Raw genomic sequence first — 23,644 nt, 5'->3', positions numbered from 1 at the left:
CCCATGCGCCCTCAGGGGCGCATGAAGGCGTAGTCCCGCCCGTCATCCAGGTTGTCCGCCAGGAACATCAGCTCCGCTGCCAGATCCTCCTGTGAGCGCACGCCCTTGCTGCGCTCCACCACCGCACTCAGCAGCGCCCGCAAGGCCAGTGCCTCGTCGAAGCCCTCGCCACCGCCCTGCTCCAGCACCTGCGCCAGCGCGACGCGCGCCCAATCGTGAACACCCATGGTTGCATCCTCGTTCGAAGTGACCGGGGGATCATCCGCGCGCGCCAGGTCGCCCGACCTTGATCGGCGTCAATCGGCGCCGATCATCGGGGCAGTGAATCCAGCGCCATTCAGCTCTTGTCGTCGTCCTTCCAGGGCGCCTGCAGGTAGCGCGTGCGGTTGAAGGTCTCCAGCCACTCGGGGCAGAACACCACCAGCGCCGTCACCGCCGTACCGTTGATGAAGGCCTCCGGGAACATCACCAGCCACAGGTAGCCGACGAAGTCCTCCAGCCAGGGCGGCATCGGGAAGATGCCATCGATGAACAGCAGTCCCAGCCCCACCAGGGTGCAGAGTAGAGCGGCCAGCGCCGCGGGAAAGAACCCGCAGCAGAAGATGTAGACGAACAGGTTGCGCGGCTGGAAGTGCTCCACCCACTTTGCACACAGCTCTGTCACCAGCACCGGCAGCAGCACCAGCAGCGCCCCGTTGATGCCCATCGCCGCAACGTCCTGGCGCCCCAGCGCCAGCAAGCCGAGCTGTGCAACGAGGCCACCCAGCACCGCCAGGGGCCAGTCCAGCAGCAGCGTCACCGCCGTCATGCCGATGAAGTGGTAGGAGACCCCGGAATCGAAGTCCCGCCGCACCATCCACAACAGGAACAACGCCAGCACCGTGCCGAACAGCAGGTGCTGGCGCCGGAAGTCGCTGAACAACTCCAGCCACGGCGCGCGCATCACCGCCCAGGCCAGGGCCGGGACGTAGATCGCCCAGCCCAGCCCCAGGCTGGTGTCGGACAGCAGTTCGGCGGCGATCACGGCGCCGGCGGCACCGCGTCCAGCGCCGCGCGCAGCGACTCGGCCGATGCGAAGGCCTTCTGCCCCTGCAGCACGCCGTCACGCAGGGTCAGCACCAGCACCTGGCCCTCGGGGGCCTCGTAGCGCGGCGCCACGCGGGACTCGCGGTCCAGCAGCACGCGGTAGTTGTAGTCCTGCATCGCCGGCACGGCGAACAGCTTGGAAATCACCGACGGCATGCGGCTGATGTCCGCCACGAACACCGCATGGCGCTGTTCGAGGAAGTCCTTCGGCTTGCCGTCCAGAGCCGCCTTCACAAGCTTCGCCCCATCCATGTCGCGCGCCACCAGCAGCAGCCCCAGCTGGTTGTCCAGGCTGTAGGGTTTCTCGTACTGGTCCAGCAGGGTCCAGGGCGCCAGACGCTCACCCTGTTCCAGCGCCTGCGCACCACCGGCCAGCAGAGCCAGCAGCAGCGCCAAAGAGAGCCGTTTCATCGTGTCACTCCGTTCGTGGAAAAAACCGCGATATCCCCGCGCCGGGACCAGTCCGCCTGGGCGGACCAGAACGCCAGCGCCTCGGGCGCGTCCCGCAGGACGAATACATGGGACTTGCCGATGCCCTCGGCCGCCAGCCGCTGCAGCACCGCGTCCAGCAACCGCCGCGCCAGGCCCTGCCCGCGCAGCGGCACATCCACCACCAGGTGCTGCAGGTAGCCACGGCGGCCGTCATGCCCGGCCATCAGCGAGGCCACCACCTGGCCCTCGCGCTCCACCAGCAGGCTGAGACCCGGGTTTCGCGCCAGGTAGGCGCAGAACGGCGCATGAGCATCGTCCTCGCGCAGGCGCAGCCCCGGCGTACGCTGCCAGAGGGCAATCAGTTGGGCGTGGTCATCAGGGGTGACAGGGCGAAGGTGCATGGCGGGCATCCGGCAAACGCAGCAGAGTCTATACCAAGGCGCCGGCCGCCACATCGCAGCGCAATGCCACACCTGGCGGCGGCTTGCAGCCGACCGCCCTCGCCCCCTACTCTCCGGCCATGGACGAATCCGACTACCTGCGCCTGCTCACCCGCCAGGCCGAGCAGGCCAATGAATTCCTCTCCAACGCGCGCAAGTGGGAGCGCGAACGCTGGGTCTGCCAGCGCCTGCTGCAGGCGCTCAACCAGCCCTATCGGCTGGAAGACTTCAGCACCGGCGCCGAGCCCCCCGACGTGGAGTTCCGCGAGGCCAACTTCGAGGTCTTCTTCGTGCTCGACGAAGGCCGCCGCCTCAACGACGAATGGCGCGCCGAACTGGAGCGCCGCCGCAGCGCATCCTCCCTCAGCCAATTGCTGCGCCGGGAGACGCGCCCCAAGCGCATCGCCATGAAGGAGCTGCAGGCGACGCTGGCCCCCACGCTGCGCAAGAAGGCCCACAACTACCGCGAACGCGGCCTGGACCCGGCCGAGCTCGACCTGCTCGCCTTCGTCAGCCTCAAGCGCGTGCGCCCCGACTTCAACAGCCCGTTCCCGCCGCCGACCGAATTCCTCCTGCAGGGCTGGCGCTCGCTGTCCGTGGTGGGCCCCACCTACGCCCGCGTGCTTTTCGCCCAGCCGGGTGCCCCGGAGTTCCTCCGCGCCAACCTCGGGCGGACCGTGCTCTTCGACCTTGGCATCGGCCTGTGACCGCTCACGCAAACGCGCATTGAGCGCCGCCGGAAGGCACGTCTAGAATGCACGTCATATTTCCCCGTCGAGGCACGCCATGCCCAGCCGCCTGACACCCGACGACCAGCAGAAGGTCGAGCAGTACCTGAGCCTCCCCCAGCACCAGGTCGAACGCCAGCCGTTCAAGCCCTGGCGGCTCCTGCTCATCCTCCTGGCACTCGTCATCGGCCTGGGCCTGCTCAGCCGCCTCCTCGCGCGACTCGTCCTGTGAGCCGCGCCAAGCGCCACGAAGGCGCCCACGAAAAGAATTCTTATAGCCTTGTGAGAAATCCCCATGACCCATCGCATCGTGATCGTCGGCGGCGGCGCCGGCGGCCTGGAGCTTGCCACCCGCCTGGGTAGAACCCTCGGCAAACGCGGCCAGGCGAAGATCATCCTGGCCGACGCCAACCTCACCCACATCTGGAAACCGCTGCTGCACGAAGTCGCGGCGGGCTCGCTCAACTCCACCGAGAACGAGCTGAACTACGTCGCCCAGGCCAAATGGAACCACTTCGAGTTCCAGCTCGGCCGCATGAGCGGGCTGGACCGCAGCCGCAAGGCCATCCAGCTGGCCGCCACCCTCGACGAGGAAGGCCGCGAACTGGTGCCCGCCCGCGAAGTGGCCTACGACACCCTGGTGATCGCCGTCGGCAGCACCACCAACGACTTCGGCACCGAGGGCGCCGCGCGCCACTGCATCTTCCTCGACACCCGCGAGCAGGCCGAGCGCTTCCACCGGCAGATGCTCAGCCACTACCTGCGCGCCCACGCCCGCGACGGTGACGACGACCAGATCAGCGTCGCCATCGTCGGCGCCGGTGCCACCGGCGTCGAACTGGCCGCCGAACTGCACCACGCCGCCCACGAACTGGCGGCCTACGGCCTGGACAGCATCCAGCCGGAGAACATGCGCATCACCCTGATCGAAGCCGGCCCGCGGGTACTGCCCGCCCTGCCCGAGCGCATCAGCGCCCCGGTGCACCGCACCCTGGAAGGGCTCGGCGTGCGCGTCATGACCGGCGCCGCCGTCAAGGAAGTCACCGCCGACGGCCTGCTCACCGCCCAGGGCGAGAAGATTCCCGCCAGCCTCAAGGTCTGGGCCGCCGGCATCCGCGCCCCGGCCTTCCTCAAGGACCTCGACGGCCTGGAGAGCAACCGCATCAACCAGCTGGTGGTCACCCCCACCCTGCAGACTACCCGGGATGCCGACATCTTCGCCTTCGGCGACTGCGCCGCCTGCCCCCTGGGCGACGGCAGCGAGCGCAACGTCCCGCCCCGCGCCCAGGCCGCGCACCAGCAGGCCTCCCTGCTGGTGAAATCGCTCAAGGCGCGGATCGCCGGCCAGCACACCCTGCCCGAGTACCGCTACCAGGACTACGGCTCGCTGATCTCCCTTTCCAGCTTCAGCGCCGTCGGCAACCTGATGGGCAACCTCATGGGCAGCGTGAAGCTGGAAGGCTGGCTGGCGCGGATGTTCTACATCTCCCTCTACCGCATGCACCAGATGGCCCTGTACGGCGCCTTCCGCACCTTCCTGCTGATGCTCAGCGACCGCATCGGCCGCAGCACCGACCCCCGCCTCAAGCTGCACTAGAAAGAAGCCGGCCGGGCGCTCTAGGCCCGGCCATCCGGCCCGCAAATTCAAGCGCAAGAAACGGAGTGCCAACGCCCCACTGTCCCCCGATAGTGGGCGCGTCGGCCCGTGCGCCCCGCGCAACGGCCACCCGGGGCCCAGGCATGGCCTGGCCCGGCGTGCCCCCTCATTCGCAGTAACCCGGGAGAACGCCCCGCACCCAGCCCTGAAGAACGCAGAGTCGATGACAGACAGGAGACGAAACACACATGGAGCTACGTCATCTTCGCTATTTTCTCGCCGTGGCCGAGGAACTGAACTTCACCCGCGCCGCCGCCCGCCTCCACATCGAGCAATCCCCGCTGTCCCGGGCCATCAAGGAACTGGAGTCCGAGCTCGGCATCCAGCTGTTCGAGCGCAACCCCCGGGGCGTGCAGCTCACCTGGGCCGGCAGCGTGTTCCTCGATAACGCCAAGCGCATCTTCGCCGCCCTCGAACAGGCCCGCATGGACATGCGCGGCGTCGCCCTGGGCTTTCGCGGCACCCTGCGCATCGCCGTGTCCGACGGCATCGCCCCGAATCGCCTGGCCGACCTGCTCGCCCGCTGCCGGCAGGAGGAGCCGGAACTGGGCATCCGCCTGTTCGAAGTCAGCTACGCCCAGCAGGTGAAAGGCCTGCTGGAACACCACTACGACCTCGGCTTCGCCCGCATCGACGCCGCCGGCAGCGGCCTGCAGGCCCAGCCCGTCTGGAGCGACCCGCTGGTCGCCGCCCTGCCGGCCCGCCACCCGCTGCTCTCGCACCGGCGCATCCCGCTGCAGGAGCTGGTCCGCCACCCGCTCATCCTCAGCCACAGCGAAGTCCACGAAGGGCAGTTCCAGCAGATCAGCCGGCTGCTCCGGGCCCACCTCAGCGAAGACGAAGCCGCCCGCCTCGACATCGCCGAGCAGTACATCTCCCGCGAGACCATGCAGGCCCTGGTCGCCGCCGGCTATGGCGTCGCCCTGGTGAGCGGCACCGAGCGCAGCGACCTGGCCGGCAGCGAGATCGTCACCCGCGCCCTGTCGCTGCCCGACTCCGAACTCACCACCTACCTGCTGCGCCCGGCAGGCGAACCCAGCGCCCACCTCTCGCGCTTCCTCGAACGGGTCGCGCAGACCTGCCGGCGCACCGAAGAGCCCAGCCCCCAAGGCCTGTTCGACAGCCTGCGGCCCCTGGCACCGCTCACCCGCCTGCGCCCCATGGGCCTGCCCCAGGCCCACGGCAGCCTGTCCGTATCATGAGTGCCGTGCTCTCGTGCCCGGCGGCGCCGGACCTCACCCCCACCGCCCTCCTCGACCGGCTCGATGCCCTGGACTGGCCCCAACTGGAAGCGCAGCTGGACCGCCACGGCCACGCCTGCATCGAGCAGCTGCTGGACGCCGACACCTGCGCCCACCTGGCCGCGCTCTACCCGGACGCACGCACCTTCCGCTCGCGCATCGTCATGGCCCGGCACAGCTTCGGCCAGGGTGAGTACAAGTACTTCGCCTACCCCCTGCCCGCCCTGCTCACGACCCTGCGCCACCGGCTGTTCCCGCCGCTGGCGCGGATCGCCAACCGCTGGCAGGCCCGCCTCGGCCTGGAGACGCGCTACCCCGAGGCCCTGGATGCCTTCCTCATGCGCTGCCACCGGGCCGGGCAGACACGCCCTACCCCGCTGCTGCTGCGCTACGGAGCGGGCGACTACAACCGCCTGCACCAGGACCTCTACGGCGAGCACAACTTCCCGCTGCAGATCGCGATCCTGCTCTCCGAGCCCGGGCGCGACTTCACCGGCGGCGAGTTCGTCCTCACCGAGCACCTGGCCGGCACCCAGCGGGCCGACGTGGTGCCCCTGCGCCAGGGCGACGCGGTGATCTTCCCGGTGGACCTGCGCCCCGTACCCGGCAAGCGCAGCGGCTTCCGCCGCGCCGCCATGCGCCACGGTGTCAGCCTGGTGCGCAGCGGCCAGCGCCACACCCTTGGGCTGATCTTCCATGACGCCACCTGAGGAGCGCCCATGACCCCCGACCTCTTCGCCACCCACGCCAGCGGCCAGCGCGAAGCCATGGCCGAGCAGGCCGTGATCCTGCGCGGCTTCGCCCTGGACCAGGCCGACGAACTGCTGCGGCAGATCCTCCAGCTGCAGGCCCAGGCACCGTTCCGCCACATGCTCACCCCCGGCGGCTTCCGCATGTCCGTCGCGCTGACCAACTGCGGCGCCCTGGGCTGGACCACCGACCGCCGTGGCTACCGCTACAGCGCCACCGACCCGGACAGCGGCGCCCCCTGGCCGGCCATGCCGGAACGCTTCCGCCAACTGGCCCGCCAGGCGGCCGAAGCCGCCGGCTTCCCGGGTTTCGACGCCGACGCCTGCCTGCTCAACCGCTACCAGCCCGGCGCCCGCCTGAGCCTGCACCAGGACCGCAACGAACGCGGCTTCGACGCCCCCGTGGTGTCCGTCTCCCTCGGCATGAGCGCCACCTTCCTGTTCGGCGGGCAGCGCCGCAACGACCCGGTCCGGCGCTTCCTCCTGCACCACGGCGACGTGGCCGTGTGGGGTGGCCAGGACCGCCTGCGTTTTCACGGCGTGGCCCCGCTCAAAGGGCCGCCGCACCCGAGCCTGGGCGAGCAGCGCCTGAACTTCACCTTCCGCCGCGCCGGCTGACGCCGCCGTGCCAGCCACGAGAGCCCCTTCGTGCCCGACCTCACCGACATTACCGCCGCAGCGGCCGCCCACCTCGGCGAACCGCCAGCGGCCCACGACGCGGCGGAACAGGCCAAGCGCCAGGTGCTGGATGCCTTCCAGGCCATGGTGGATGCCCGCCAGGCCTGGTGGCGCACCCACGAAACGGGGCGGACCGAACTGCACCTCGCCAGCGGCGAGGTCTACCTCCTGCAACGCCACGGCGTGGTCCGGCTGCGCTGAACCCCGCCACAAGGAACACCGTCCATGACAAGGAGAACCACCCCATGAACCTGTTGCTGAGCGCCCTCGAGTCCCCGCTGGGCACCCTGCTGGTGGTCACCGACACCGAACAGCGCATCCGCGCCCTCGGCTTCGGCGACTACCGCCTGGCGCTGCTGCGCAACCTGCGCCAGCGCTTCGGTGACTACCGCCTGCAGGACACCCCGCTCCCGCGCGGGATCGCCGACGCCCTGCGCGGCTACTTCCAGGGCGACCTGGGCGCCATCGACTGCCTGGTGCTGGAGCCCGACGGCACGCCCTTCCAGCGCAAGGTCTGGGACGCCCTGGGGCAGATCCCGCCCGGCAGCACCCGCAGCTACGGCGAAGTCGCCCGCCAGCTGGGGCTGAACGACCCACGCGCCGCCATCGAGGTGGGTGCCGCCAACGCCGCCAACCCCATCGCCGTGCTGATCCCCTGCCACCGGGTGGTGGCCAGCAACGGCGAGCTGCGCGGCTACGCCTGGGGCCTGGAGCGCAAGCACTGGCTGCTGGAGCACGAGCGCGCCCTGCGGCCCCTTGCCGCCACGCCGCGTACCGCCAGCCTGCCGGGGTTCTGAGCATGGCGCTGACGCTGACCCCGCCGGCCTTCACCGATGCCAGCCGCTTCCTCGCCGCTCAGGACGCCGACTGGGCGCGGCACATCGACGCCATCGGCCCCTGCCGGCACCAGCCCCACCCCCAGCGCGAACCCTACGAAGCCCTGGTTCGCGCCGTGGCCTACCAGCAGCTGCATGCCCGCGCGGGCGACGCCATCCTCGCCCGGCTGCTGGCGCTGTACCCCGGCGGGCGCTTCCCCACCCCGAGCGAACTGCTGGCCACCGAACCCGAGCGGCTGCGCGCCTGCGGCTTCTCCGCCCGCAAGCTGCAGACCCTGCTGGGCATCGCCCAGGCCACCGTCGACGGCCAGGTACCCGGCCGCGACGAAGCCCTCACCCTGGATGACGACGCCCTGCTGGCGCGCCTCACGCCCCTGCATGGCGTCGGGCGCTGGACGGTGGAGATGTTCCTCATCTATACCCTTGAGCGCCGCGACATCCTCCCCGCCGACGACTTCGGCGTGCGTGAGGGCTACCGCCGCCTCAAGGGCCTGGACAAGGCCCCCAGCGCCGCCCGCATGCGCCAGCTCGGCCAGGCCTGGAGCCCCTGGCGCACCGTCGCCGCCTGGTACCTGTGGAGGATGCCGCCCACAGCGTGAATTCGATCGCAAGAACCGGAGTTCTCACCGTCACCAACCCCGTTAACCTGCAACCGTCAACAGGCCCTTTTGGATGAATGCCATGAGCAGGACCCTTCCCACCGCCCCGCGCTACCTCACGGATGACCAGCGCTGGGCCGCCGTCCAGGCACGCGACCCGGCCGCCGACGGCCAGTTCGTCTACGCCGTGCGAACCACAGGCGTGTACTGCCGCCCCAGCTCCTCCGCGCGCCTGCCCAATCGCCGCAACGTCGAGTTCTTCGACACCCCCGAGGCCGCCGAAGCCGCCGGCTACCGCGCCAGCCGCCGCCAGGCCGGCGACCGCACCGCTGCCGCCGCCCACCGCACCGCCGTGATCGCCGAGGCCTGCCGCGCCATCGAGGCCGCCGACTCGCCGCCCAACCTGCACCAGTTGGCGGAATGCGCCGGCATGAGCCCCTCGCACTTCCACCGGCTGTTCAAGACCGAGACCGGGCTCACCCCCAAGGCCTACGCCTCGGCCTACCGCGCCCAGCGCCTGCGCCGGGAGCTGAGCGAACAGGGCACCACGGTGACCGACGCCATCTACGGCGCCGGCTTCAACTCCAACAGCCGCTTCTACGAAACCGCCGACCAGTTGCTGGGCATGCGCGCCAGCGACTACCGCGACGGCGGCACCGGTGCCTCCATCCACTTCGCCGTCGGCCAGTGCTCCCTCGGCTCCATCCTGGTTGCCCAGAGCCAGCGGGGCGTCTGCGCGATCCTCCTGGGCGACGACCCGGACGCCCTGGTCCGCGACCTGCAGGACCAGTTCCCCAAGGCCCAGCTGGTGGGCGGCGATGCCGACTTCGAACGCCTGGTGGCCCAGGTGGTGGGCTTCGTCGAAGCCCCGTCCCTGGGGCTCGACCTGCCGCTGGACGTGCGTGGTACTGCCTTCCAGCAACGGGTCTGGCAGGCCCTGCGGGAAATCCCGCCGGGGGCCACCGCCAGCTACACCGAGATCGCCGAACGCATCGGCGCGCCCAAGGCCGTACGGGCCGTGGCCCAGGCCTGTGGCGCCAACCACATAGCCGTGGCCATCCCCTGCCACCGCGTGGTGCGCCGCAACGGCGACCTCTCCGGCTACCGCTGGGGCGTCGAGCGCAAGCGCGAACTGCTGCAACGTGAAAGCCAGCCCAGCCACCCGACGAGCACAGCGCCATGCCTGAAACAGCCTGCGCTCTGAACCTGCCCGAAGACTGGGCCGCCATCGCCCAGGCCCTGGACGAACACGGCCACGCGCCCCTGCCCGACCTGCTCGACCCCGAGGCCGCGCGGCGGCTGGGGGAGCGCCTGGCCCAGGGCCCGCGGGAGCGCCTGGAAACCCTCGGCATGGGCCAGGGCGAAGGCGTGCGCGCCGGCCTGCCCCACGGCCACTGGGACAGCCTCCACGCCCCGCTCGCCGCCATCGCCAACCGCTGGTGCCAGGCGTTCGGCCAGCCCGAACAGCACGCCACCAACGGCCAAGTGCACTGCGCCCACCTGACCCGCCTCGGCCCTGAGGACTTCATGACCCTGCACCCGGGCGACGACGACCCGGCGCTGCTGCCGGTGCGGCTGCTGGTGCTGCTCTCCGACCCGCAGGACTTCAGCGGTGGCGAGCTGGTGCTCACCGAGCAGCGGCCGCGCATGCAGTCGCGCCCCTGGGTGGTGCCCCTGGCCCGTGGCGACGGCGTGCTGCTGTGCAACCAGCGCCGCCCCGTGCGCAACAACCAGGGGCAGCTCTATGGCGCCCAGCTGCGCCACGGCATCGGCCGGGTGCGCAGCGGCGTGCGGGTTGGCCTGGAAGTGAGCTTCCAGGGCCGTCATGACGGCTGAAGCGGGCGAACCCAAGGCCTGGCGCCTGATCGGCGCCGACGGCCGCCCCTGCCTCAGCCCGGTGCCCGGCACCCTCGGCGGGCACCGCCGCAACCGCCTCTACGGCCGCCTGGATTGCCGCAGCGCCCTGCAGGCCCTGGCGCGCGGCGGCTACGTGGCACAGCGGGTGTTCTTCCTCGACGAAGCCACCGCCTTGAGCGCCGGCTACCGGCCCTGCGCCGTGTGCATGCCCGAACGGTACCGGGCGTGGAAGGCCGGCGAGCTGTCGCCTCCCCCGTCGGGTGGGCTTCAGTTCGTAGCCCGGGCTTCAGCCCGGGGATCTCGGGCACAGAACCCGGACTGAAGTCCGGGCTACGGAGCCCGCCTGGGCGGCCGTTCGCGAGCAGCGCTCGCTCCTACAGGGGATTGGCGTACCCCGTAGGGTGGGCTTCAGCCCACCAATGGCCACCGTTCGTAGCCCGGGCTTCAGTCCGGGGAGTTCGGGCACAGAACCCGGACTGAAGTCCGGGCTACGGAGGCAGCCTGGACGGCCGTTCGCGAGCAGCGCTCCCTCCTACACAAACGCGTGGGGCTCAGGGCGTCGGGGTGGGTGCCAGGGCCTGGGGCGTGGCGGCTTCGGCGGTGCGGCTGCGTTCGGCGATGCGCTTGCCCAGGGCGATCATCGGTCGCTCCACGGTGCGGTGGATCAGCTCGGTGGCGCCGAACACCAGCACCAGCATCAGCACCGTGTACTGCGGCCAGAGCGCGTCGGTGATGGCGATGCCTTCGCTGCGGGTGTAGCGGTGCATCAGCTCCAGGGTCAGGAAGAACATCGGGATGTGCACCAGGTACAGGGTGTAGGAGCGCTTGCCCAGGTAGTCCAGCAGCACCTGCAGCGGCTGCGGGAACACCAGCAGGCCGCCCTCGCACGCCGCCATGAACACCAGCGCCAGGGACAGTGCACAGACCACCGGCACCGCCAGCACGTTGCCGAAGCCGATGGCGGTGACGCTGGCCAGCACCAGCGCCAGCACCGTGGCCAGCAGCGCGCCGGCGTAGCGATGGCGGCCGGCCCGCACGCGCAGGGCGGCGAACCAGGGCTGGGTGCTGGCCAGGTACAGCAGGCAGCCATAGATCAGCCCGTCGCAACGGGTCTGGGTGAAGAAGAACACCTTCATCGGATCGGACAGGCTGAAGGGCCGCAGCACCAGGCTCACCAGCAGCAGCGTGCCCAGCAGCGCCAGCACCCGCGCGCGGGTGCTCTTCAGCAGGATCAGGAACAGCGGGTAGAACAGGTAGAACTGCTCCTCCACCGACAGGCTCCAGTAAGGCGCCAGCGGCACCCCGCCGGCGATCTTGTTGTCCGGCAGCCAGAAGTTGAACGTGTAGGTGAAGATGCCCAGCGCCGCCTGGGCGTTGTACACCGGCGGGGCGAAGTACTGGCCCTGGTTGAGGAACAGGCTGCAGGCCATCACCAGCGCCACCACCACCCAGGCCACCGGCAGGATGCGGAACACCCGGCGCACGTAGAACGCCTTGATGCAGGCCGCCCGCTGCACGCCGCTGCGCAGCCCGTCCAGTTGCTCCAGCAGGGTGCGCGAGATGATGTAGCCGGAGATGACGAAGAACAGGTCGACCCCGCCCCAGGCATTGCCGAACAGGTCCGCCACCGACTCGGGCCTGGGGTAATGCATGGTGAAGGTCCAGGGGTAGAACACCTGGTACAGGTGGACGTAGAAGGTCAGCAGCACGGCGATGGCGCGCAGCCGGTCGAGTTCGAGGTTCCTCGACGGGCCACCCTCGCCGGCAAGGCCGGCGGCGGGCACTTCGGTCTTCATGTTCATGGGTCTACCCCCCGGAGGTGGCTGGCGGTCAGAGCTTGGTGCCACCGTCGACGCTGAGGATGTCGCCGGTGATCCAGCGCGAGGCGTCGGAGGCCAGGAACAGCGCGACATCGGCAATGTCCTCGGGCTGTGCCACGCGCTTCAGGGCCTGGATGCCGAGCACGAAGTCCCGCCCCTCGTCGCTGCGCACGAAGCTGGACATCTCGGTGTCCACCACCCCCGGGGCCAGGCCGTTGACGCGGATGCCGCGCCCGCCGAGGGCCTGCGCGAAGTGCAGCACCAGCGTGTCCAGGGCGCCCTTGGTGGCGGCGTAGGCGGGGATCTCGCCCACCGCCGAGCGCGCCCCGAGGGACGACACCATCACCACGCTGCTGCCCTCCCCCATCAGCGACAGCAGTTGCTGCACGAGGAAGAACGGCGCCCGCACGTTGACCGCGAACAGCCGGTCGAAGTCCTCCACGCGGGTGTCCTCCAGGCGGGCCGTCTGGGCGATGCCGGCGCAGGCCACCAGCACGTCGAGCCGGCGCACCCGCTCGCCCACCTCGGCGGCGAGGATGCGCGGCCCGTCGACGCTGGCCAGGTCCGCCACCAGCACGTCGGCGCGGCCGCCCCGGTCGCGGATCTCGGCGGCCACGGCGTGGGCCTCTTCCACGCCCCGGTTGCAATGCACCAGCACATGGGCGCCGGCGGCCCCCAGGGCCAGGGCGGTGGCCTTGCCGATGCCACGGGAGGCCCCGGTGACCAGGGCGGTCTTGGAAAGCAGGGAATGCTGCATGGTGGATCTCCTGGGTTCAGTTCAGGGAGCGGCGCTCCGCGGGATGGGGTGAGGGTTCAGGCGGTTTCAGCGAGGCGCTGGCCAAGGCGCTGCTCGGCCACCAGCACCCGCGCCGCCAGTTGCGCCACGGTGAGCACCGAGGCGTGGATGTTCACCGCCGGCATTTCGGGGATCACCGAAGCGTCCACCACCCGCAGGCCGGACACGCCCCAGACCCGGAAGCGCCCGTCCACCACGCTGCTGCGCGGGTCGCGCCCGGCGCTGCAGGTGCCGGTGTAGTGCAGGCCGGGCCCGCCGTTGCGGGCGATGAAGGCGAGCTTCTGCGCGGGGGTGTCCAGCGGGTCGCTGGGGTAGAGCCCGCCGAAGTAGTCGGTGACCCCGGCGCCGAGGGCCAGGCCACGGTCCAGGGCGGCGAGCATGATGTCGCGGTCGATGGCCTCGCCCAGGTAGTTGGGGTCGATCAGCAGGGACTGGCGCGGGTCGGTCCCGGCCAGGCGCACCCGCCCCCGGCTGCGCGGCTTGGCCAGGAAGGGGATGACGGTGTAGGAGCTGCCGCTGGGCAGGGGCACCGGGCCGAAGGGGTACTGCATGCCGGCCACCTGGATGTCCGGCGCCTGCTGGCCACTGCCGTGGTGGTAGTAGCTCATGGTCGCCACGCCGTTGGAGACCTGCGGGGGAATGGCCAGGCGCGAACGGTACTGCAGGCTGAGCAGCAGGTGGTCCTGCAGGTTCTGCCCCACGGCCGGCAGGTGCAGCCGCACCGGGATGCCCTGCTCGCGCAGGGCCTGCTGCGGGCCGATGCCGGAGAGCATGAGCAGCTTGGGCGACTCGCAGGTGCCGGCGCAGAGGATCGTTTCGCGGCGCGCGCGGATCGACACCAGGCGGTTGTCCACCAGCACCCGCACGCCCTCGCAGTGCGAGCCCCGGAGGATCAGGTTGGTGATCAGCGCCTCGCTCAGCACGCTGAGGTTGGGCCGGGCCAGCGCCGGCACCAGGAAGGCCTGGGCCGGCCCCACCCGGTAGCCGTCGGCGGTGGCGTTGACCTCGGTGATGCCGGCGCCTTCCAGCGGCAGCCCGTCGTTGAGGGTCTGCACGCCGAGCCCGGTGGCGCTGCTGGCCGCCAGGTAGGCGGCGGTCAGCGGGTGCTCCCCGGCGAAGCGCCCGAGGCGGATGCGCGGCGCGCCCTGGCCGGCGGGGCTGCCCACGGGCTGCGCCATGTCCAGGTAGGCACGGTGCAACGCCTCCACCGTCCAGGGGGCGCCGACCAGCTGCTGCCAGCGCTGCAGGTCGCGGGGGTCGCCACGCAACCAGATCATCGCGTTGATGCTGCCGGAGCCGCCGACGACGCGCCCGGCCGCCAGGCTCTGGGCGCGCTGGTCCAGCTGCGGCTGCGGGGTGCTGGTGCGGGCCCAGTCGGTGTCGCTGCCGAGGTTCTGCAGCCACAGCGCGACTTCGCGCACCTTGGGCTGGTCGATGCGGTGGCTGCCGGCCTCCAGCAGCAGCACCGAGGCGCCGGTGGCGGAGAGCCGGTCGGCCAGCAGGCAACCGGCGGACCCGGCGCCGACGATGATGTAGTCGTAGTCCCGGCGGTGGCTGGGGCGGCCTTGTTCAGCGGCGGCCAGGGCGGCGGCAGGCAGCAGCCCCATGCCGGCGGCACCGGCTCCCAGGGCCAGCAGTCGGGTGAGGAAGTCCCGCCGCCCGGAGGCGCCGAAACCGGGCGTCGCTTCGCCCTCGCCCGCAAGGTCGGGCATGTCGTTGTGCGTCTTCATGTCGATGCGGATTCCATTCGCGGTGGGGACGGGCGCTGCGGTGGCGGCGCCCGGGTCGGCCGAGTGGCCTCAGGTGCGGGTGATGGTCACGCCGCCTTCCACGAACAGCGTGGTGCCGGTGACGAAGCTGGAGGCATCGGAGGCGAGGTACAGCGCCGATTGGGCGATCTCCTCCGGGCGGGCCATGCGCTTGAGGGCGTGGATGCTCTCGACGAAGGCCTTCTGCTCCGCCGTGGAGGCGGCGGCGCGGCCCATCTCGGTGTCGGTGCCGCCGGGCAGCAGCACGTTGACCCGCAACCCCTGGGCGCCGTATTCGGCGGCCAGGGTGCGGGTCAGGCCCACCAGGCCGGCCTTGCTGGCGGCGTAGGCGGCCATGCCGGGGAAGCCGACGCTGTGGCCGACGAAGGAGGAGGTGAAGATCAGCGAGCTGCCGGGACGCTTGAGCAGCTCGGGGATCTGGTGGCGGGCGCTGAGGAAGGCGCTGGTGAGGTTGGTGTCGAGGGTGTCGTGCCAGCCCTCCAGGCTGATGTCGGTCACGCTGCCCAGGGCGCCCATGCTGCCGGCGTTGTTGAAGGCGATGTCCAGGCCGCCGAACTGGCCCACGGCCAGGGCCACGGCCTCGCGGGCGCAGGCTTCTTCCTTGACGTCGCCCACCAGGGCCAGGGCCTTGCCGCCCAGGGCGTGGATCTCGCCCAGCAGGCGGTCCAGGCAGTCGGCACGGCGGGCCACGGCCACCACCTTGGCGCCTTGGGCCGCGAAGAGCTTGGCGGTTTCATAGCCGATGCCGGAGCTGGCACCGGTGACGATCGCGGTCTTGTTCGCCAGAGTTTTCATGCGTTCACCTTTTCTTCCATGTCGTGTTGAGGGATCAGTCCCGTTTGCCGGACTCGAAGAGCCGGATCAGTCCGTCCAGGTTCTTGCCGAAGGGCGGCTCGCCCTCCTCCACCGTCTCGGCGTACTGCCAGAAGTCAGTGCTGAACATCATTCCGTAGTCGCGTGCTTCGCTGACGGCCTTGAGCTGGACGATGGGGTTGTTGCGGGCACCGCGCACGCCGGGGAGGATCGGCCGGGCGATGGATTCGAAGTAGTCCTTGAGGGTCACTTCGGGGGTGTCGGGGGTCCACACCAGCCACATCATCACGGTCTTGTCGGTGATGTTGACGAAGCCGTGGATGTGGTTGCGCCGGCCGAACACCATGGCGCCCTTCTTCATCGGGATCATGCGGATGGTGTCGCGCCCGGACACGTCCGGCGGGTTGTCCAGGTCGGTGTAGGTGCGGGTGCCCATGAACATCACCACGCCGCCGTCGGGGGCGTAGAACCACTCGTCGGTGCGGGTGTGCACATGCAGCGGCGGGCCGGAGCCCGGGGGGATCTCCACCTTGGCCATGAGGTAGCGGCCACGGGTGGTCTCGCCGGTCTTCACGAAGCGGATGGAGGCCCCTTCGGGCTCGCCGTTGACCACCTGCGGGTTGGGGTCGTCCTCGATCAGGGCGAAGGCCGCCGCGTTCTCCTGGGCGTCGTCCGCGTACTCGGATTCCAGCCCGCTCGCCTCAAGGGCCGGTTCCCGGATTCGTTCACTTGCCAATGCACTCATGTCGCCTCCTTGATGCCATCAGGTTGTCGATCAGCCCACTGCACTGAATACGCAGCCCAGCACCGGGCCGGGAGCCTGGATGCCCGCCACGCCCTGCCCGACGAGGCGGTCCAGCAACGCGCCGGCATCCTCCGGCAGGGCGTCGCCGCGCCAGCCGATGTGCTGGTCGGGCCGGACCAGCAGCAGCTGCACTGCGTAGAAGGTGAAGGCGGTGGCCGGCAGGTCGACCACCTCCAGGGGAATGCCTCGGGCCCGTGCCGCTTCCACCAGGCGCGTGGCCTCGGGGGCCTGCGGGCCGTTGCGCAGGAGGGTGAAGCCGACGCCCAGCCGGTCGAACACCGAGCACCGGCCGGTGCTGCCATCGGCGATCCACAGGTGCGGCAGGCGCCCACCCGGCAAGGTGCTGGGGCGGTAGAGCAGCGGGTCGTCCTCGGGGGGCGTGCCGTCGTCCGGCCAGAGGATCGGCGAGCCGTCGTAGCGGGCGCCCAGCTCGACGCCGAGGGAGGCGAACTGCCCGCGGAACTGCTGCAGCGCCTCGCCCAGGCGCGCCCGCGCCTGCTGGCCGGCGGGCCCCGGGTCCTCGACCTCGGCGGGCACGTCCACCTGGCCGACGCGCTGGGTAAGGCGGCGGGCGGCGTGGGTGTTGCGCAGGGTGACCGGGCGGCGCTCCAGCTCGTAGGTGGCCAGGAGCCCGTCGCCGGCCCAGCCCTGCACGGCGGCGGCGAGCTTCCAGGCGAGGTTGGCGGCGCCGTCGATGCCGGTGTTCATGCCGAAGCCGCCGGTGGGCGAGAACAGGTGGGTGGCGTCGCCGGCCAGCAGCACCCGGCGATCGGCGAAGCGCTCGGCCACCAGGGCCAGGCCGCCGTGCCAGACGGCATGGGCCAGCACGCTGACCTCGACGGGCTCGCCGATGCCCCGCTGGATGGCGCGGATCACCGCGTCGTCCTGGGGCATCTCGTCGTGGCTGCGGGCCTGGGTCATGAGCAGGAACTCGTCGGCGCCGTCCAGGCTGATCAGCAGCATCCGCCCTTCCGGGGCGACGACGTTGTACATCCAGGCCTTGCGGTCCGGCAGCAGGCGCCGGTGCAGGTCGGGGATGCGCACGTGGCTGGAGAACATGCGCCCGCTGAGGAAGCCGCCGGTGCTGCCGTCCGGGCCGATGTAGCCGATGCCCAGGCGACGGCGGACGAAGCTGTGGCCGCCGTCGCAGCCCACCAGGTAGTCGGCGCGCCAGTGCTCGTCGGCGGCCTGCCCGGCGCTGTCGACGGCATGCAGGCTGACGCCGTCGGCGTCCTGCTGGAAGTCGTCGACCCGCCAGCCGAAACGCAGCTGGATGCCGGGGCGGGTGCGCAGGTGGTCCAGCAGGAAGCGCTCGACGTACATCTGGTTGGCCCGCAGCAGGGGCTCGGACACCTGGTCGGTGTCCGGCGCCTGGCGGGCCGCCTGCAGGCGCTCGCGCTCGGCGGGCATGTCCAGGCGCGCCAGCTCCCAGCCGTTGAGGCGGGTGAAGTATGCAACGTCCCGGGGGTGGTCGGCGGGCAGGCCGAGCCGGCGGATGCCGTCGGACAACCCGAGCCGCCGGTAGTGCTCCATGGTGCGGGCGTTGTGGGTGTTGCCCTTGGGGTGCCAGCGGGTGGTGCGCTCGCTGTTGAACAGCACCACCGGCACGCCGTGACGGTCCAGGAAAAGGGCGAGCATCATCCCCACCGGGCCGCCACCGACGATGGCCACCGGGGCCTTGAGGATGTCGTGCATGGCGATCGCTCCCGTGGACTCAGGCCCCGGCCGGTGCGTGGGCACCCGGCAGGAGCTGGAGGATGTCGTAGCGCGGCGCGCCGTCGCCCTGCCCGCTGACCGAGGCGATCACCCGCGAGGCGTAGCCGTGCTCGCGCAGCAGGGCCTCCAGGGCCTGGCCGTCGCCCTGGCTGCTGAAGCCCATCAGCAGCATGCCGCCGAGGGCGAGGTGGCGCGGGGCTTCGTCGAGGAAGCGCCGGTGCGCGGCGTACCCCGGGTCGCAGAAGGCCAGCATGATGGCGGCGTCGAACACGTGGTCGGCTTCGACGAAGACGAAGTTGGAGTTCCAGAAGATGACGTCGAAGCGCTCGCCCTCCTCCAGCACGTCGAACAGGTCGCCCTGGCGGATGGACATGCGCGCGGCAACGCCGTGCCGATTGGCGTTGGCGCGGGTGTTGGCGACGGCATCGGCGCTGATGTCGCTGGCCACCACCACGGCGCAGCCTTCGAGGGCGGCGGTGACGGCGGTGACGCCGGCCCCGCAGCCGATCTCCAGGAAGCGCCCGCCCCGGGGATAGGGCAGGTGGCGGGTGAAGATGCCGGTGGACTGGAAGTGGGTGGGCGGGAATACGCCGTCCTGGACGACGAAGCGGCGCCCCATGCATTCGTATTCGTCCTGCTGGTCGGCCTGGGCGGCGGCGAGCCGCTGGCGCACCGAGGCGAGGGCATCGGGTTGGAAGGTGGCCTGGGTCATGGTTCGGTCCTTGTTCGTGGGCGCGCTCAGCGCTCGGTTCCGGTGGAGGCCAGCGGGCGTTCGGATTCCCCGGCCTGGCGCTGCAGGTGCAGCAGGGCCTGTTCGTGCTCGCCGGCCAGCAGGGTCTCGGCCAGGCCGCGCAGACGGCGCTTGAGGACCTTGCCGGTGGCGCCGACGGGGAGGAACGCGAGGTCGCTGGCCACGGCCACGGCCAGTTCGCCGTTCGCCAGGGTCACGCCCCGGCGCGCGGCGGCCTGGTGCAGGGCGGGCAGGACGCGGGCGGCCAGGGTGGCGGCCTGGTCCAGCGCCTGCCGTTCGGGCAGGACGATGGCGAGCACACGAGTGCCCTCGGCATGAGCGGGGTCGACGCCGACCACGGTGACGTCGCAGACGCCTTCCACCTGCTGCGCGGCCTCTTCCAGCTGCAGGGTGTAGAGGGCACCGCCGCTGGCTTCGATGACGTCCACGGCGCGGTCGATCTGGAAGAACTCGCCGTCACGGCAGTAGGCGACGTCGCCGGTGAGGAAGTAGCCGCCGCGCCAGGCTTCGACGGTCTTCTGCGGCTGCTTCCAGTAGCCGGAGGTGACGGTGGGCGAGCGCACGGCCAGCAGGCCGACTTCGCCGGGCTTCACCTCTTCGCCGCTGCGGGGGTCGAGGACCTTGGCCACGGCGATGTCCACCGGGCGACCGATGGAGCGCTGGTCGGCCAGGGATTCGCGGGTGGATTCGCTGCGGAACAGGGCCATGCCCAGTTCGGAGCTGCCGAAGGCGTCGATGAAGCGCGACTGCGGGGCGCCGTCGAGGATGGCGCGCACGTGGCTCTGGTGGGAGGCGTCGCCCATGGCGAACCAGCGGCGCACGCCGGGGAATTCGCCGGGGTGGATGCCGCCGTCCACCAGCAGCACGTAGCTGCGCGGGAAGGCGACCACGGTGGTGGGCTGGAAGTAGCGGATGGCTTCGCGCAGGGCCTGGCCGTCCTGGGTGCCCAGCACGTAGGTGGGGATGCCGTGGAGAATGGCCGTCTCCAGGTGGCTGATGGCCGCCGAGTGAGACTGCGGCAGGGCGGTCAGCAGGCGCTCGTCGGGGCCTTCAGCGAAGCGGCCGATGCGGGCGCGCTTGCCCATGAAGAACTGCCGGTGCTCGAAGCGCACGGCCTTGGGCAGGCCGGTGGTGCCGGAGGTGTGGCTGAGCATGACCAGGGTCGAGTCCTCGGGCTCCAGCGGCCACCAGGCGGGCAGTTGCGGGTCCGGGTCGAGGCGCGACAGGCTGACGTCGAGCACGGCCTGGGGCGCCTGGTTGCGCCACTGGCGGACGAAGGCGCTGGTGGCCAGGGTGGCGCTGTCGGTGACCAGGCGCTCGAAGCCGTTCTCGGCCATGTAGGCGAGGCCGAACTCGGCGGGCATGGCCGGGTTCATCAGGGAGATGGCGGCGCCGAGGCTGGTGAGGGCGAGGTAGTGGAGCATGGGCATGAGCCCGTCCTCGACGCTGACGGCCACCACGTCGCCGGGCTTGACGCCCTGTTGCAGGTACCAGTCGGCCAGGGCCATGCGGTGGCGCTGCAGGTCGTTGAGGCCGAGGGCGCTGACCGGGGCGCCCTGGAGGAGGTGCAGCGGCCGGTCGAGGAACAGGAACGGCTGGTCGGCGGTGGTGCTCAGGGCCAGGCAGCGGTCGAGGAAGTTGGCGCTGCCGAGGCTGGCGTCGGCGCGCAGGGCCTGGAGGGCGTCGGGGCTGGTGAGGGTGCCCTGGGCCTGGCCGGTGCCGCTGCCCTGCCCGACCAGTTCGGCGAGCATGTTCATGCGCAGGTGGACCATCTCTTCGCCGATGGCGATGACCCGGCTGCGCAGGTAGGGCCGCTCGCCGAGCATGCGGTCGATGATGTCGCGCATGACGATGGCGTGCTGCTCGTCCTCTTCGATGTGCAGGACGAAGAAGTGCTCGGCCTCGGCCGGGGCGTTGTGGCTGCGCAGGGCGTCGAGCACCGGGCCGTAGATCAGCGGGACGATGGCTTCGGCGCCGAGGCAGAGTGCGGCCAGGCCGTCCAGCGGGTCGCTGCTGCGGCAGTGGCGGAACATGGCGTCGATGAGCTGGCGGGTGCCGTCCAGCAGCGGGCGGCTGCGCGGGGCGGCGGCCATCAGGTCCATGGAGCGGCGGTACAGCTCGGCGTGGGAGATATCGACGCTGTCGCCGCCGGAGAGCTCTTCGGTGAGGTTGTGGGACAGGGCCTTGAACTCGCCCTGGTCGGCCAGGCTGCCCATGAGGGTGCACAGGTAGCGGGTGAAGTACTGGGAGTAGTAGTGGTGCTGGATGAGGAAGTGGCGCAGCTGGTCGAGGCTGACCGCGCCGTTGCGGCAGGCCATGAGGAAGGGGTTGGCCCTGAGCTGGCCGAGCAGGCCCTCGGGGAAGAGGTCCGTCCAGAGGGGGGACAGCACGTAGTCGTTGCGGCCGTCGGCGCGCATGTCGAAGTTTTCCATTGACCTTCTCCTGGACGGCCGCGGGGCGGCCGTCGATTGAGTTCCATTCACACGGCGCGGCTGAGGTATTCCGTTTCGCCCCGGATGCAGTCCGCCAGGCGGCGCAGCAGGTCGAGGGGGCGGGGGTGCTGGAAGACGTTGCGGCCGACGCAGAGCCCGGCGGCGCCACTGGCGAGCATGGCGCGGGTCATGGCCAGCAGCCGCTCGTCCTCGGTGCGCTCGCCGCCGGCGAAGAAGATGCGGATGTCGCGGCAGTGGGTCTCCACCAGTTCGGTGCATTCGACGCTGGTTTCAGGCAGGGCCAGCTTGACGGCGTCGGAGCCGAGTTCGGCGACCACCCGCACCAGGTGGCTGAGGCGCCGCTGGCGCTCCTGGGCGGTGAGGCCGCGCACCTTGTCGTAGAGCATGGTGAGGATGGGCAGGCCGGCGGCGTGGGCGGCGTCGGTCATGGCGCCGAGCTGGGCGACGTTGTGCTGGAAGTTGTCCTCGGTGAAGTTGACCTGCAGGGACACCGCGTCCGCCCCCAGCTCCAACGCGGCGTCGACGCTGGCGACGGGGATCTTGGTGTCGGGCTCGGGGGCGATGCTGGCCATGCCGTTGAGGTGGAGGATGATGCCGGTGGCCGGGTGCAACATGTCCCGCAGGATGAGCCGCTCGATCAGGCCCTTGTGGGCAATGATGGCGCTGATGTGGTCGCTGCCGATCCACTTCTCGAAGTCGGCGGTCTGGGTCATGCCGGCAATCGGTCCGAGGGTCAGGCCGTGGTCGATGGGGACGATCAGGCCGCGGCGCGAGGCCGGGAACAACAGCCGCCGTTCTCGGAGAACTCTGCTGATGTAGCTCATGGCGCCCTCTATTTCTCGATGATCGATTCGTTGATCTTGATGCCGACGTGGCGCCCGGGCTCGGTGACGTAGCCGAGGACCTTGTCGCCGGGCTTGAGCTCGGAAATATTCAGGGGCTTGGCGGCGTCGGAGAAGATGCGCACGTGCCAGTCGTCCTGCATGAGGACGTTGACCCGCTCCTTGCCGGGGAACTCCACTTCGATCAGGCGCAGCGGGCGCTGCTCGATCTTCATGCGGCCGACGACGGCGCGGCGGACCCTGCCCTTGGAGTTGACGATCATGATCGGCGAGCCGGCCTTCAGCTCGCTCATGTAGTCGGTGCGGTTGTCGGTGTTGAACACGTAGGAGTGCACGGCGCCGGCGTTGACGCGGAACGGCCGCAGTTCCATGTAGGGCAGGAAGTAGACCTCGGGGCAGCAGAGCACGCCGCCCTGGGAGGTGCTGCCGACCAGCATGCCTTCGTCGGGCTCGAACAGGGTGGCGGCGTCGATGCAGGCACGGTAGCCCATGCCGACGGGGCGGCTGTCGATGACGGTGCCGACCTGGATGTTGAGGTTGGCGTAGCTCTGCGCCTGGGACATGCGGGCGAGGAATTCGCTCATCACGCCGTGGTCGCGGGGGGAGAAGATCACCCCTTCGGCGCCGTATTCCATCACGCCGTAGGAGACGATGGCGTCGTCGACGTCGGTGGGCGCCTTGATCTCCTTCATCAGGACGGTGGAGGTGGGCTGCAGCGAGGCGATCACCAGTTCCAGGGGGATATTGGTGGGGTCGCGGAAGAGGATCCACAGGTAGTTGAAGCGCAGCCCCTGGTCGATGGCGCCGAGCAGGCTGTCGCGGTCGTCCACGTAGCTGGTGAAACAGGTGAGCAGGCCGTCCTGGCCCAGTTCGGCCAGGGCCTCGGCGTCGTTCAGGGCGACGGAGCGGTTGCGGGCGGCGGCGCCCTTCTTGAAGGCTTCGAAGTCCGCGCCTTCGCGGAAAGCCTTGAGCTCGGCGGCGTTGCGCAGGCGCAGCACCACGTGCATGCGCGCCGGCACGGCGGGGAGCAGTTCGGCGAGGTTGTCCATATAGAGGACGATGCCGGTGTAGAGCGAGTTGATGACGCGGACGAAGATGCCGTCGTCGGGGCGCTTGCTGGCCAACTGGGCGCTGTCGAACCAGACCAGCTGGCTGTCGTTGGCGGTGCGCTTGGATTCACCGGCCTTGCGGATGTTGGCGAGCCTGACCGAGCTCCGCCTGGAAATGGTTTCTGGCGTTTCGAAGTCCTGCGGGACAGCTACTTCCTTGGCGATCTGGACGTCCTTGCCCTTCACCCCGGCGCTTGTGTTGCTCATGTTCCCTCTCCTGGCTGCGTGCCCTTGGTGAAACGTGGTCATGTAGAGGGCATCCGGATACCCGCTTGCGTACTGCTCTACATTCGCAACCTCTACGGGGATCCCTATCCCGTCGGGCCGCCCAGCCTTTCCCTTCGGCCAGCCGCGGGGCGGCCGATGGGGTCGGATTGCAGGGGGCGGGCCCGGCACGCCCGGCCGGGGGTGGTGGTGTCCCGGGCCGTTCTGACGTGGGGCGGAGTCTTTCCCAGCCCCTGGGACGA

26 protein-coding genes are annotated in these 23,644 nt (G+C 70.5%); 12 read left to right on the top strand and 14 right to left on the bottom strand.

Annotated elements, in window-relative coordinates; translation table 11 throughout:
* Positions 1-11: 11 nt before the first annotated feature.
* The 4 genes from RTK35_RS12300 to RTK35_RS12285 form a co-directional block, all read right to left on the bottom strand.
* The gene (locus tag RTK35_RS12300; RefSeq protein ID WP_268194236.1) at positions 12-227 is read right to left on the bottom strand and encodes a hypothetical protein; all 216 of its coding nucleotides are present in this window, start codon (positions 225-227) and stop codon (positions 12-14) included.
* A gap of 110 nt (positions 228-337) precedes the next feature.
* Positions 338-1,024: an energy-coupling factor ABC transporter permease gene (locus RTK35_RS12295; protein WP_044406853.1), complete on the bottom strand. Its 687-nt coding sequence runs from the start codon at positions 1,022-1,024 to the stop codon at positions 338-340.
* Positions 1,021-1,497 carry a hypothetical protein gene (locus tag RTK35_RS12290; protein ID WP_052807598.1) on the bottom strand — a complete coding sequence of 159 codons (477 nt, stop codon included), beginning with the start codon at positions 1,495-1,497 and terminating at the stop codon, positions 1,021-1,023. The genes RTK35_RS12295 and RTK35_RS12290 overlap by 4 nt, the downstream gene beginning before the upstream one ends.
* Positions 1,494-1,919, bottom strand: coding sequence for a GNAT family N-acetyltransferase (locus RTK35_RS12285; protein ID WP_107331796.1), 426 nt, complete (start codon positions 1,917-1,919; stop codon positions 1,494-1,496). Before RTK35_RS12285 ends, RTK35_RS12290 begins: the two co-directional genes overlap by 4 nt.
* Positions 1,920-2,038: 119 nt before the next feature.
* On the opposite strand from RTK35_RS12285, the gene RTK35_RS12280 reads away from it, so the two are divergent.
* From RTK35_RS12280 to RTK35_RS12225, 12 genes are all read left to right on the top strand, one after another.
* A complete protein-coding gene (locus tag RTK35_RS12280) occupies positions 2,039-2,665 on the top strand; it encodes a DUF1780 domain-containing protein (RefSeq protein WP_044406964.1) in 627 nt (208 codons plus the stop codon).
* 79 nt (positions 2,666-2,744) lie between these two features.
* Positions 2,745-2,918 (top strand): DUF3094 family protein, encoded by a 174-nt coding sequence (locus RTK35_RS12275; RefSeq protein ID WP_044406847.1) that lies wholly within the window; start codon positions 2,745-2,747, stop codon positions 2,916-2,918.
* Positions 2,919-2,981: 63 nt separating this feature from the next.
* Entirely contained in the window at positions 2,982-4,283 is a 1,302-nt protein-coding gene (locus RTK35_RS12270) for an NAD(P)/FAD-dependent oxidoreductase (protein WP_044406844.1), read from the top strand.
* A gap of 248 nt (positions 4,284-4,531) precedes the next feature.
* Positions 4,532-5,545 carry a LysR family transcriptional regulator gene (locus tag RTK35_RS12265; RefSeq protein ID WP_082078230.1) on the top strand — a complete coding sequence of 338 codons (1,014 nt, stop codon included), beginning with the start codon at positions 4,532-4,534 and terminating at the stop codon, positions 5,543-5,545.
* Positions 5,542-6,294, top strand: coding sequence for a 2OG-Fe(II) oxygenase (locus RTK35_RS12260; RefSeq protein ID WP_160481383.1), 753 nt, complete (start codon positions 5,542-5,544; stop codon positions 6,292-6,294). The genes RTK35_RS12265 and RTK35_RS12260 overlap by 4 nt, the downstream gene beginning before the upstream one ends.
* A 9-nt stretch (positions 6,295-6,303) precedes the next feature.
* Positions 6,304-6,951 carry a DNA oxidative demethylase AlkB gene (alkB, locus tag RTK35_RS12255; protein WP_182851834.1) on the top strand — a complete coding sequence of 216 codons (648 nt, stop codon included), beginning with the start codon at positions 6,304-6,306 and terminating at the stop codon, positions 6,949-6,951.
* Between the two features lie 30 nt (positions 6,952-6,981).
* Complete coding sequence (locus tag RTK35_RS12250) at positions 6,982-7,212, top strand: hypothetical protein (RefSeq protein WP_316908121.1); 231 nt, start codon at positions 6,982-6,984, stop codon at positions 7,210-7,212.
* A 44-nt stretch (positions 7,213-7,256) separates the two neighbouring features.
* On the top strand, positions 7,257-7,808 hold the full coding sequence (locus tag RTK35_RS12245; RefSeq protein WP_172432744.1) for a methylated-DNA--[protein]-cysteine S-methyltransferase: 552 nt from the start codon (positions 7,257-7,259) through the stop codon (positions 7,806-7,808).
* A gap of 2 nt (positions 7,809-7,810) precedes the next feature.
* Positions 7,811-8,446: a DNA-3-methyladenine glycosylase family protein gene (locus RTK35_RS12240; RefSeq protein ID WP_279815839.1), complete on the top strand. Its 636-nt coding sequence runs from the start codon at positions 7,811-7,813 to the stop codon at positions 8,444-8,446.
* Positions 8,447-8,528: 82 nt separating this feature from the next.
* Positions 8,529-9,650 carry a bifunctional DNA-binding transcriptional regulator/O6-methylguanine-DNA methyltransferase Ada gene (ada, locus tag RTK35_RS12235; RefSeq protein ID WP_044406829.1) on the top strand — a complete coding sequence of 374 codons (1,122 nt, stop codon included), beginning with the start codon at positions 8,529-8,531 and terminating at the stop codon, positions 9,648-9,650.
* On the top strand, positions 9,626-10,282 hold the full coding sequence (locus RTK35_RS12230; RefSeq protein ID WP_316908120.1) for a 2OG-Fe(II) oxygenase: 657 nt from the start codon (positions 9,626-9,628) through the stop codon (positions 10,280-10,282). Before ada ends, RTK35_RS12230 begins: the two co-directional genes overlap by 25 nt.
* Entirely contained in the window at positions 10,272-10,625 is a 354-nt protein-coding gene (locus RTK35_RS12225; protein ID WP_316908119.1) for a metal-binding protein, read from the top strand. Before RTK35_RS12230 ends, RTK35_RS12225 begins: the two co-directional genes overlap by 11 nt.
* A 229-nt stretch (positions 10,626-10,854) precedes the next feature.
* On the opposite strand, the gene RTK35_RS12220 is transcribed toward RTK35_RS12225, so the two are convergent.
* From RTK35_RS12220 to RTK35_RS12175, 10 genes are all read right to left on the bottom strand, one after another.
* A complete protein-coding gene (locus RTK35_RS12220) occupies positions 10,855-12,105 on the bottom strand; it encodes an acyltransferase (protein WP_316908118.1) in 1,251 nt (416 codons plus the stop codon).
* A 28-nt stretch (positions 12,106-12,133) separates the two neighbouring features.
* Positions 12,134-12,880: an SDR family NAD(P)-dependent oxidoreductase gene (locus tag RTK35_RS12215; RefSeq protein WP_316908117.1), complete on the bottom strand. Its 747-nt coding sequence runs from the start codon at positions 12,878-12,880 to the stop codon at positions 12,134-12,136.
* A 56-nt stretch (positions 12,881-12,936) separates the two neighbouring features.
* The gene (locus RTK35_RS12210; protein WP_316908116.1) at positions 12,937-14,649 is read right to left on the bottom strand and encodes a GMC family oxidoreductase; all 1,713 of its coding nucleotides are present in this window, start codon (positions 14,647-14,649) and stop codon (positions 12,937-12,939) included.
* A 69-nt stretch (positions 14,650-14,718) separates the two neighbouring features.
* Positions 14,719-15,483 (bottom strand): SDR family oxidoreductase, encoded by a 765-nt coding sequence (locus tag RTK35_RS12205; protein ID WP_044403764.1) that lies wholly within the window; start codon positions 15,481-15,483, stop codon positions 14,719-14,721.
* Between the two features lie 34 nt (positions 15,484-15,517).
* Positions 15,518-16,246, bottom strand: a complete 729-nt coding sequence (locus tag RTK35_RS12200; RefSeq protein ID WP_044403762.1) for a cupin domain-containing protein — start codon at positions 16,244-16,246, stop codon at positions 15,518-15,520.
* A gap of 30 nt (positions 16,247-16,276) precedes the next feature.
* Positions 16,277-18,001, bottom strand: coding sequence for an FAD-dependent monooxygenase (locus RTK35_RS12195; protein ID WP_316908115.1), 1,725 nt, complete (start codon positions 17,999-18,001; stop codon positions 16,277-16,279).
* Between the two features lie 19 nt (positions 18,002-18,020).
* Positions 18,021-18,734: a methyltransferase gene (locus tag RTK35_RS12190; RefSeq protein WP_052807553.1), complete on the bottom strand. Its 714-nt coding sequence runs from the start codon at positions 18,732-18,734 to the stop codon at positions 18,021-18,023.
* A 26-nt stretch (positions 18,735-18,760) separates the two neighbouring features.
* Positions 18,761-21,205, bottom strand: a complete 2,445-nt coding sequence (locus RTK35_RS12185; protein WP_316908114.1) for an AMP-binding protein — start codon at positions 21,203-21,205, stop codon at positions 18,761-18,763.
* Between the two features lie 47 nt (positions 21,206-21,252).
* Complete coding sequence (locus RTK35_RS12180; protein ID WP_044403758.1) at positions 21,253-22,050, bottom strand: class I fructose-bisphosphate aldolase; 798 nt, start codon at positions 22,048-22,050, stop codon at positions 21,253-21,255.
* A gap of 8 nt (positions 22,051-22,058) precedes the next feature.
* Positions 22,059-23,384 (bottom strand): 3-dehydroquinate synthase II, encoded by a 1,326-nt coding sequence (locus RTK35_RS12175; protein WP_316908113.1) that lies wholly within the window; start codon positions 23,382-23,384, stop codon positions 22,059-22,061.
* Between the last annotated feature and the right edge of the window lie 260 nt (positions 23,385-23,644).

It is taken from the genome of Pseudomonas sp. zfem003, assembly GCF_032621675.1.
GTDB classification, from domain to species: domain Bacteria; phylum Pseudomonadota; class Gammaproteobacteria; order Pseudomonadales; family Pseudomonadaceae; genus Metapseudomonas; species Metapseudomonas otitidis.
The sequence above is the reverse complement of the archived record's forward strand: the minus strand, read 5'-3'. Positions and strand labels throughout refer to the sequence as shown.